Source organism: Cellulophaga sp. (genome assembly GCF_039943695.1).
Lineage (GTDB): Bacteria > Bacteroidota > Bacteroidia > Flavobacteriales > Flavobacteriaceae > Cellulophaga.
Map to the genome: position 1 here is coordinate 1 of NZ_JBDVAA010000055.1, position 4,517 is coordinate 4,517.

The following is a 4,517-nucleotide window of genomic DNA, read 5'->3' on the forward strand; positions in this document are numbered from 1 at the left end:
TAGGACAATGCTCATTAACTCTGATAAAAAAGGGTTGTTGACCGTTGGAGATAGAGACCCAAGAGTTACCAAAATAGGTTACTATCTTAGAAAATCTAAACTAGATGAACTACCTCAGTTATTTAATGTTCTTTTAGGAGAAATGAGTCTAGTTGGACCAAGACCTGAAGTGCGTAAATATGTAGACTTATATTCTAAAGATGACATGCAAGTACTAAGTGTTAGACCTGGAATTACAGATTATGCATCAATTCACTTTAGAAATGAAAATGAAATATTAAAAGGAGCCACAAATCCAGAGAAAAAATATATTGATGAAATTATGCCTATTAAGTTAAACTTAAATAAGAAATATATTTCAGAAAAAGGTTTTATAAAAGACATTAAAATTATTTTTAGCACAATAGCATCAATCTTCAAATAGAAAGGTTGATGCTAAAATACTTTTCTTCTATCTTTAAAAGATAAACCTCACTTACTTTACTTTTAAATAAGTCTATATTATCTATTCCTACGGGGTTAGAGTACAAAACATCATTTACAGCCCCTTTTATATTTTTTAATTTAATTATTTTCTTTGTAGACCCTCTTTCTATTTTTTCATAATTCTCACTAGACAAAGAAAAATTATTCAACCTTTTAAAGCTTAAGTTAGTCAACTTCATTTCTTCTTTTTTAAACATAAACTTAGCTTTAGAATATAAAGTATTAACTTTTTTATCTCTTAAAAACTGCTTAAAAACAAAGTAATTATATAGATATCCTCCTATTAGCCTGCTCTTAAATGATTTTGAATCATAAATTATATGATTTTCAAAACTATAAGATTTATTTGACCACCTTTTCTTATAATCATATTCTCCTTTAGAATAATCAAAAATTAAAATATCATTTTGATAACACCATTTCATCATATTAAAAATAAGAATATGTCCTAGATTATAACGTCTGTAATCTATATCAAAAGTAGTAATTGCAAAGAAAAGCTCCCTATCTGACAAAAACGACATTGATATTGCAATCGGATCTTCATCTACATAAAGCACATTAAAAGAAGCCTTATTTTCTAAAATAAGCTCGTAACAAAGGCTATAATAATAATCTCTTAAATTAACTATATTATTATCTTTCCCTAAAGAGTAAAACCTTTTTTTAATTAACTCTATTAATTTTTCAAAAATAAAATCGTATTCAGATTTATCTATAGCTCCTTTAAAAACCTTAAAAGAAACATTAAAATTAGATTCTAATATTCTATAATTTTTTCTTATGTTATACCTACTCTTAGAAGAAAATTGATTATTAAAGTACTCATCAAAATTATCATAATCACCCAAAAAAGACATAAAACCCTGGTATTGAGAAACCTTTTTTACTACAAAACCTTTATTTTTAGTCCTATATTGCTGATGCCTATCTGAAAGAACATCATAAATTAAAAAAACGGATTTTTTATAATCATCTTCATTTTCGTTAATATTATACAATTGACCGTTAGTAATATTTTTACCTATATTAAAGTAATAGCCAAAAGTTTTATTTTTAGAAAAGGGAATAGGAGTTACAGACTTAAAAAAAGACTTTTGAGTTTCATTAAAAAAATTAAGCCAATTATTTATAAAAACTTTATTGTAAAAAGGATGCTCTTTTTCTATTATATCTACACTTTCTCTATTATCCATAAATTATTCATTCAAAAAACAGCAACAATATACTACAATCAAACTCCTTAAAAACAAAAAAAAATATTTTTTAACCTCCAACATTTACTCGTCGTATTATCTCTTCATTTCAACGATTTTTAAAACGATTAAAATAAAATGATAGTAAATCCAGTTTTTTTTAAACATCTTTGCTATTCTAAATTTAATGATAATGAATATTGAAAAATTAAACTTAAATCCAAATCACCATATTTTAGTAACTGGTGGTGCTGGTTTTATTGGGTCAAACATCTGTGAATCACTTTTAAAAAACGGCAATAAAGTAACTTGCCTTGATAATTTTGCCACAGGTAAAGAAGAGAATATCAATCACCTTCTAGACCACACTAATTTTACATTATTACGAGGAGATATTAGAAATTTAGAAGATTGCCATACAGCCTGCAAAAATGTAGATTACATTATGCACCAAGCTGCATTAGGGTCTGTACCAAGGTCTATTAATGATCCTATTACAAGTAACGCCGTAAATGTATCTGGTTTTTTAAATATGCTTGTTGCCGCTAGAGACGCAAACGTAAAACGTTTTGTCTATGCCGCAAGTTCTTCTACTTACGGAGATTCTGAAAGCTTGCCAAAAGTTGAAGATAAAATAGGAAGACCACTTTCTCCTTATGCTATAACAAAGTTTGTGAATGAATTATATGCAGATATTTTTAGTAAAACTTATGGACTAGAGACTGTAGGCCTACGTTATTTTAATGTTTTTGGAAGAAAACAAGATCCAAAAGGAGCTTATGCTGCTGTAATACCAAAATTTGTAATGCAGTTCATGAAACATGAATCTCCAACTATAAATGGAGACGGTTCATACTCTAGGGATTTTACCTACATAGATAACGTAATTGAAATGAACGTTAGATCTATTGTTACAGAGAACAAAGAGGCAGTAAACACTGTTTACAATGTTGCTTTTGGTGAACGTACAGATTTAAATGAATTAATAGGTCTATTAAAAGAAAACTTAAGTAAATTTGATCCTAAAATAAAAGATGTTGAGATAAGGTATGGTACAACTAGACAAGGAGACGTACCACATTCTCTAGCATCTATAGATAAAGCTAAAGAACTTTTAGGTTATAATCCGCAGTACAATATTAAAAGTGGCTTAGAAGAGGCTGTTAATTGGTATTGGGATAATTTAAAAGAATAATTTTATCTAATTTAATCAATAAAAAAATAATAAACACAACCATATGAATACATCTAAAATTGCAGTAATAGGTTTAGGATATGTTGGCCTACCACTAGCTCGTTTATTTGCTACAAAATACCCTGTTATAGGTTTTGATATTAATGAAAACAGAATTAAAGAATTACAATCTGGAACAGATAGTACTTTAGAGGTTGAAGATACTGTTTTACAAGCTGTATTATCAGAAACTAGAGATATAAAAAATACTGGTTTATTTTGCAGCAATAATTTAGATGATATTAAAGATTGTAACTATTATGTAGTTACAGTACCTACACCAGTAGATAAAACAAATAGACCCATACTTACACCTTTATATAAATCTAGTGAAACAGTTGCTAAGGTTTTAAAAAAAGGAGACATTGTTATATATGAATCTACCGTATATCCTGGTGTTACTGAAGATGAATGTGTTCCTGTTTTAGAAAAAATTAGTGGATTAAAATTTAATGTAGATTTCTTTGTAGGTTATTCTCCAGAGCGTATTAACCCTGGTGATAAGGAGCATACAGTAGAAAAAATATTAAAAGTAACTTCTGGTTCTACACCAGAAATAGGCATAAAAGTAGATAACTTATATAAATCTGTTATTACTGCTGGTACACACCTAGCTCCTACTATTAAAGTAGCTGAGGCTGCTAAAGTTATAGAAAACTCTCAAAGAGACATTAATATTGCTTTTGTTAATGAACTTGCAAAGATTTTTAACTTAATGGACATTGATACACATGATGTATTAGAAGCTGCAGGTACTAAATGGAATTTTTTACCTTTTAAACCAGGCTTAGTGGGTGGACACTGTATAGGTGTCGATCCGTATTACTTAGCTCAAAAAGCTCAAGAATTTGGCTACCATCCAGAAATTATTTTAGCTGGTAGACGTATGAATGATGGTATGGGTAAGTATGTTGCCTCTGAAGTTGTAAAACTTATGGTACAGAATGACATTAAAGTAAAAGGAGCTAATATATTAGTTTTAGGAATTACGTTTAAAGAAAACTGTCCGGATGTACGTAACACTAAAGCTGTTGACGTAATTAGCAATTTAGCATCTTATGGTACAGAAATAGATATTTATGATCCTTGGGCTTCACCTGAAGAAGTTATGCATGAATACAAATTAGAAACCTCTAAAAATATACCTACTAAAAAGTACAATGCTGTTGTATTAACCGTTGCTCATAAAGAATTTTTAGATTTAGATTTAAAACAATTCTTAAAAGACGATGGAGTATTGTATGATGTTAAAGGTATTTTAAATGATAAGCTAGTAAAAAGGTTATAATATAATTTTTAAGCAAAAACAATTTTGGAGCAAAGAGCACAAATTGAAAAAGTAATTTCTGTATTCTTATTTGCTGGTTTATTTTTAAACCTGTTCTTTGTTTATTTTGCTCAAGAACGTTTATATAGAACTGAAACTTTTGGAGATAATAGTCTTGGTGCTGAAAAGTACATAAGAATATTATCTGTAGTTTTTATTTTCTTTACCGTATTCTTATCTCTTTTTGCTGCACGTGCTAAATACAAAATATCTGTATTTTTCCCCTATTTGTTATTATTATTCACTCTAACATTAAATTTTTTAATTAGTGGAG

5 protein-coding genes are annotated in these 4,517 nt (G+C 28.3%); 4 read left to right on the forward strand and 1 reads right to left on the reverse strand.

From position 1 onward, the window contains the following. Window positions 1-424: sugar transferase (locus tag ABJD66_RS03980; protein ID WP_348128484.1), on the forward strand; the 424-nt coding region annotated here is incomplete at its 5' end. Here the strand turns inward: ABJD66_RS03980 and ABJD66_RS03985 are convergent. Next, window positions 417-1,682 carry a GNAT family N-acetyltransferase gene (locus ABJD66_RS03985; RefSeq protein ID WP_348128487.1) on the reverse strand — a complete coding sequence of 422 codons (1,266 nt, stop codon included), beginning with the start codon at window positions 1,680-1,682 and terminating at the stop codon, window positions 417-419. The genes ABJD66_RS03980 and ABJD66_RS03985 overlap by 8 nt on opposite strands. Before the next feature lie 193 nt (window positions 1,683-1,875). Here ABJD66_RS03985 and ABJD66_RS03990 point away from each other — a divergent pair, with 193 nt between their 5' ends. The 3 genes from ABJD66_RS03990 to ABJD66_RS04000 all read left to right on the forward strand — a co-directional run. Further along, window positions 1,876-2,877, forward strand: coding sequence for an SDR family oxidoreductase (locus ABJD66_RS03990; RefSeq protein ID WP_348128490.1), 1,002 nt, complete (start codon window positions 1,876-1,878; stop codon window positions 2,875-2,877). Between the two features lie 43 nt (window positions 2,878-2,920). Further along, a complete protein-coding gene (locus ABJD66_RS03995) occupies window positions 2,921-4,204 on the forward strand; it encodes a nucleotide sugar dehydrogenase (RefSeq protein ID WP_303542501.1) in 1,284 nt (427 codons plus the stop codon). Between the two features lie 24 nt (window positions 4,205-4,228). Next, window positions 4,229-4,517 (forward strand): hypothetical protein (locus ABJD66_RS04000; RefSeq protein ID WP_348128493.1); only part of this gene is annotated, 289 nt, incomplete at its 3' end.

Excerpts from the sequence above, each read along its gene's own strand:
- ABJD66_RS03985 (WP_348128487.1), bottom strand. The coding sequence starts at position 1,682 with ATGGATAATAGAGAAAGTGTAGATATAATAGAAAAAGAGCATCCTTTT.
- ABJD66_RS03990 (WP_348128490.1), top strand. The coding sequence starts at position 1,876 with ATGAATATTGAAAAATTAAACTTAAATCCAAATCACCATATTTTAGTA.
- ABJD66_RS03995 (WP_303542501.1), top strand. The coding sequence starts at position 2,921 with ATGAATACATCTAAAATTGCAGTAATAGGTTTAGGATATGTTGGCCTA.